The 5,618-nt window shown below is 41.2% G+C and carries 4 protein-coding genes; all 4 read right to left on the bottom strand.

All coding sequences use genetic code 11. The features are described from left to right. The coding region (gene dndD, locus AB4496_RS22300; RefSeq protein WP_372131994.1) for a DNA sulfur modification protein DndD at positions 1–1,878 on the bottom strand (1,878 nt) is incomplete at its 3' end. A gap of 8 nt (positions 1,879–1,886) precedes the next feature. Next, positions 1,887–3,692: a DNA phosphorothioation system sulfurtransferase DndC gene (locus AB4496_RS22295; RefSeq protein ID WP_017104391.1), complete on the bottom strand. Its 1,806-nt coding sequence runs from the start codon at positions 3,690–3,692 to the stop codon at positions 1,887–1,889. Beyond that, positions 3,689–4,768 (bottom strand): DNA sulfur modification protein DndB, encoded by a 1,080-nt coding sequence (gene dndB, locus AB4496_RS22290; RefSeq protein WP_017104390.1) that lies wholly within the window; start codon positions 4,766–4,768, stop codon positions 3,689–3,691. The genes AB4496_RS22295 and dndB overlap by 4 nt, the downstream gene beginning before the upstream one ends. Before the next feature lie 184 nt (positions 4,769–4,952). Beyond that, a partial coding sequence (locus AB4496_RS22285) for a DNA phosphorothioation-associated putative methyltransferase (RefSeq protein WP_372131992.1) occupies positions 4,953–5,618 on the bottom strand: 666 nt, incomplete at its 5' end.

The raw sequence follows: 5,618 nt of genomic DNA, 5'->3' as shown, positions 1-5,618 counted from the left end.
GTCTGTCGATAGAATTACAACCTGGTGACTTGCTGTTGGGAAGTAGTTCTCAACCAGCTTATCACGGTGGTGCGAATCCAATCGGCCAAGCGGCGTATCGATAATAATTGGCAATTTACGGCCTGATGTTTTACCTAGCGCTTCAAGGATAGAAATAGCGTAAATTTGCTTTTCACCAGCTGACATCGCTTTACGATTGATCTTAATACCGTGCTCGTCGATTAACTCAACATCAAATGTTACTGGATTAATCGTAGCTGAGATTTTTAAATCTTCTTTTCGTGCAAGATTTTTATATGAAGCCACAAATTCGGATTCAAGTTGTTTTACGCGAGCTTTAGTTAACTGCTCTGAAAACCTATCTAGAAGTAGCATTGCATTTTGGGCATTTGCGACGCTACTGTCTTTATTTGCCTGCTCTCTATTTTTGTCATGAAGCTTTTGAATTTGTCTCGCTGTTTCAAGCGCTAGTCGAAGCTCTCGTTTCGCATTTTCTAATAAGTCATGGTACTTAATAATCAGTTTTTCTTTCTTTTTATCAAGATCTCGTACATCAGAAAATAGTCCTTGGACCTGCTCTTGCTCTGGAGCACGTGCAATGTTGTTGGATGCATTATCAATGTCATCTTCAACTTGTTTTAAGCGAGTTCTAGCTTCATCAAACCGGCGGAGTGACTCTGAGGATTGCTGGTTTACTTGGTAGTCTATGGTGGCGGCCTGACGGTCAGATATATCAAGCAACAGACTTTGCTGAGAAATATCACCTAAATGGTCTGCGAGGCTATCTGTGATGGCTTCCATTGCAGCTGGAGCCGACCCACTTAGGTTGAAGGATAGTTTAGCTCGTAGTGTCTCAAGGAATGAATCTAGTTCTTGGCCAAAGTTTTGTTTTTGTTTGATGCTCTGTTCTTGCTTGATCTTCTCAAGTAATGAAAACATTGTATTTGGAGCAAGTGAAAACGGTAAGCTAGTTTCCATTTCCATACGGATCTGTTTTTCTAACTCGACTTTCTCTTTTAGTAACTCATCAACTTTTAGTGTTTCGGCTTCACGGGTTTTCGCCCATGCGCCACCACTTTGTGAAAGTTTGTTCTCTAAGTTGAGAATGTCATTTGATGTGAGCTCTATTTGAGCGTCAACAATATCCGCTTCTCCACGTAGCCTTTCTGAATTACGCTCATGTTCGATACGCTTGGTATCGAGCGAATCCATTTCTTCGCGGATTGATTGAGTAAGCGTTGAGGAGCCTTGTTTCTTTAGGTAAATACTTAAATCACTCTTAAGCTTCCCAATAACATCTAGCCCTAGTAGGCGACGAACTGCCGTCTTTAAAACCTTCCCTGATTCATCTTCAGCCAAATCAGCGATTTTTTCACCATCAAAGAAGAAAAGATCAGCGATGCCAGTTGGGATTAATTCGTTTAAGAAACCTTGGCATTGTTCGTAATTGAGCTCGGGAATGGGAAGGCCATCTTTTTCGAGGGACAAATTGTCCTTCTTGTCTTTTTTCCAACCACGAATAACTTTGTATGTGTTTTCTTCACCGTTTTGGCTGTATTTAAATTCCAGTTCAATAGATGCATTGTCTTGAACACCACCGTGCCCAACACCCTTATGGATCAAATCACCTAAAGCTTCAATATACTCGCCATTCGACATCAATTGGCCAAACGATTGACGACCAAAAAGAGCCAAACGAACGGCAGTTAGAATTGATGTTTTACCTGCACCGTTTAAGCCACCGAATAAAATGATCGGGCGTTCGGTGCCTTCAATAGCGCCGTTTAAACTAAGACGAGCAGGCGCCGGACGTAAATCTATTTCGTGGTATCCACGAAATACTCTGAAGTTGTTTAACGTTAATTTAGTAATCAGCATGACTTTAATTAAAACTCTTTTAGTAGCTGCTTATCGATATCAATCAATTGTTGATTGTAACGGTCAATTTCTTGCTGGTGAATATCAAACTCTGCCTTGCTTTGTAGTGAGGCATGCTTTTGTTTGATCTCTTCAAGGCTTCCCCAGTCTTGCTTCAGTAGTGAAGCAATCTTATTGTTGATTCCGCTACGTCGACTTAGACCTTCCATTGAGACTTCAAGCTCAATTAGCTTCATTATCATTTCAGGTGCAATATCGAAATCTTCACTTAGCTCGTTGATAATTAGGGCATCATCTTTACCAAAACTTGCATTGTCGTCATAAACCCAATCAAGATCGTAGCCATAAACCTCATTGAAAATAGTCGGTAGGGAGTCATCCCAGTCAGGCTCGTTTGGATCGTGGATCCATTCTTGGCGAATAGCATGTAACTCTGGAACTGTTATAAGCTCAATTTCACGACCTTCAGATTTGTATTTCTTATCGAGCTCCAACAATTCACGCAACCACTGGCGACGATATTTTAGCCAGTAAGGGCCGGGAATAAATCGGATTAAATGCCAAGCAAGTTCTGTAGGATTCGGGTGAGCAGGGGTGCTTTTAACTAACTGATAGGAGTAGTGTTCAAGCAAGTGACCGTCTTGATACAGTCGAACCTGGGTTCCATCATCAGAAATTTCAAGGTGTTGCCCTTCGCCAAGAGTAATGCTACTTTTTACATCCTCAAGAGTTTTTAGCTCGTTACCTTTGTATGATGCTTGGTTTGTCACTTTCCCTGTACGACGCTTAAAGTTTCGGTATTCATCCTTATTTTTTGGAATCCCCGTTTCAGCGAGCATATCTCTGAATTCTAATAAAGGTGACATCCAAGATTCACCGTTTTGAATCAAACTTTCCATAGCGCGGTCTTTAGTTACCACGGTACATGTCCAGCATCCAAAACGAGAATTACCACAAGATGGGGTGGTTTCGTCAATAACCATTGGGCATTCCCCCTGGCCTGAAGAGTCTTTATAAAGATTCCAAAGAACTAAGTTTTTCCCTCCCCAAGGGTTTTCCCACTCAAGATCGTACCGATTGCTCCAGATGTTTTTGATGCCATAAGGTGTTTTTTCGGTTGTTAGATGGCAGAGCCTTAAAATTTTCCACACGTCATCCACACCCCAAGTATCGATGGGTGTAAAGATAAACGCATTGGAAAGAGTTGTATGGCGAGCCAGACGAGAGCCGTCAATTTTATGCTTTGCAATTACTTGAGCACGAGAAGCACTTTCATCACTACGCGAACCTAAAACCACAATAACTTCATCAAACTGAGATACTTTAGATTTTATGAAATCACTGACAGGGTTTATTTTCATTCGCTCTGTACACCATCGGAAAGAACGTGTGGGTGCAGGGTAACCTTTGCCTAATAGACTAGACCAAAAGGTTTGAGAATCTTCAGGGACAACTTTGTGACAAGTGATCGGCAGGTTGTCTCGCTTGGCCCCTTTGCTAATAGCGTCTAAAGAATTGTTAATATGATTAACAACCACAGGGGTTTCGACAAGCGTATCGGAGGTCACAACAAAAACAGGTTTTGAGCGTTCTTCCTCTTTAAGGCCAAGTAGTGCCATGTAGATCAAGGTCATTATTGCAGATGAGTCTTTACCTCCGCTGTAACCAATCACCCACGGTCTTTTATCTGCACAATAGACGCGTTGGACGTCAGCAATATAGTGACTGAGTTTATTGTTTGCGAAATCTTCAGTGTTGATAAATTCTTGATATTCTTCGGCGAGATCTTCCGCCAATTGTAGCTCGTGTATCATGATAACTGCTTCTCTAGAGCTTTTTCTTCTGGGGTTAGTGGTAACCCCAGTTCAATTTTTAGTGCGTTGGCAGTTAGCTGAATATTCATTGTCGACTTACTCAGTTTGCCATGGTTCATACTGCGTTTTATCCATTCAGGATTGGTCTTTAACCAGTCTACGTCAGCTAGTTTTTGTAATTTCTTTTTCCAATCTTTAGGCTCTTGGCACAGAAGGTGTTTTCCTAATACGCCAATTGCATGTAAACCAACACCGTGTGCATGCAAGTACTCTTGACGAAGTTGTGCTGGTGAAATTTCTTTATCGATAACTAGTTGCCAATCTTTGATGTACCGTGTCACTTCTTCCCAAAATTCCGCAGCTAATTTTTTTTCTTCTTCGGTAAAGCCGTCTTTTGGTCCTTTGCTTAAAAGTGCTCTAGTAGATTGCTTTATGCTACTTAAGGTAAAGAGCTTATTCGATTTAGGACTGATGTTGGATTTTTCCATTTCGGTTAGACCAACAAATGGCTTTATATTTTTTGCCAATTCCCTTGCTAGTTCTGAACTTTCATCACGATGATCGTACAACGTGCCCAACGATGGGCTTGGTTTAACCGCATATTTATTTAAGTCCGCGAACATTTGTTGGCTGCGGCCCAAACCTTCATCAATGAAAAACAAAACAGGGATATTGTCTTGGCCTAAATCAGGGTTTTCTCGAAGTGCTTCTTCAATCGCTTTGCGTCGGTGTTGCCCATCATTAATCAAAATTTGAGCATCCATAGGGATCTTAAGTGTTCCTAGATTTGGTGCTCCATCATGATCATCGAACGATATATCAACACCTACCGATGCGGTCAAAGCGGAGAAGACGTATTCTTTGGGATTGTCTAACAAGTATTTGACCATCTCAGGAATACGAGTTTTATTTAGGGTTCTTTGAGCTCTCAGCTCGGGTGGAACGTCATCTTCGTTGTAGCTGAAAATTTTAGGGATAATCCTAAGAGGGCAAGTCGCAATATAGAAGGGGCGTCCTGCTTGAATACCTCTAACGGCAGGGAAAGAGTAACAGTAGCCTGAATCCTGATTTAGCATATTAGCCTCTATATATGTCATTTTAATATGACATATATATTAGTCGGTACGTTATTTTTTGACAAACTAAAGTTTGAGTTTGTTATGTTAGGGCTGGTTTTGTGCGATAAATAACATGAGTATGCCAAAATTAGCGTCGTATTTTACAGCGATGTAATTGAGATTTCCATGTTTTACCTAATTTTTATGAAGGTTTCTTCGTTACCAGATTGAAGCCTTTAATGTGCTTATTGTGTTTACCCAGTAGCGCTTCAAACTCTGCTCTGTTCATTTGCGCTTCTTCGTTGGAATCATAATCCATTAGCAACGCTAAACGCTGGTCAAAATTTTTCTGTTTTTTATACTTCTTATCGTTAGTTTGTATGTATAAGTGTTTGTTGAGTAGTGGCGGCCTACGCTGTTCATTTACGTAATCGAAGAAGTCGATGTCTTGCTCAGCCATCTTGATTTTTATACGCTCAGTTAAAAAGGGCACCGACTTTTCAAAGGCATCATAAGCGGCTAGGGTGAGTTTTCCTGATGTGATGTGAATCTTTATGAGATCAATTTCGTCACCTAGTTCGCCATACATTTGCAACCCTGAACCTACGTATACTCGTAGCAGTAGTGGTAAGTCATCGATAAGGTCTCGATGTAGGATCAGTGAGTGCCCTTCGTTTAGCAGGCTTGCTGGTAGTTGGCCGTGTGCTTTCTCGCATTGCTGATGAATTAAGTCGGTGTCGGCAATCGCAAACAGTAATTCCGCAGCTAGGTTGATTGCGGTTTTGTAATCATCAAACAAGGCTTTGATGTCGCGCTTTAGGGGTTCTGGTTGCAGCGTATAGGGTTTTCTTTTTTCAAACAGTCCCAT

Origin of the sequence: Vibrio sp. 10N.222.46.A1, from assembly GCF_041473595.1 — a bacterium.
GTDB lineage: Bacteria > Pseudomonadota > Gammaproteobacteria > Enterobacterales > Vibrionaceae > Vibrio > Vibrio tasmaniensis_A.
Note: the sequence above shows the minus strand (reverse complement) of the source record. Positions and strands in the feature narration are given on the sequence as shown.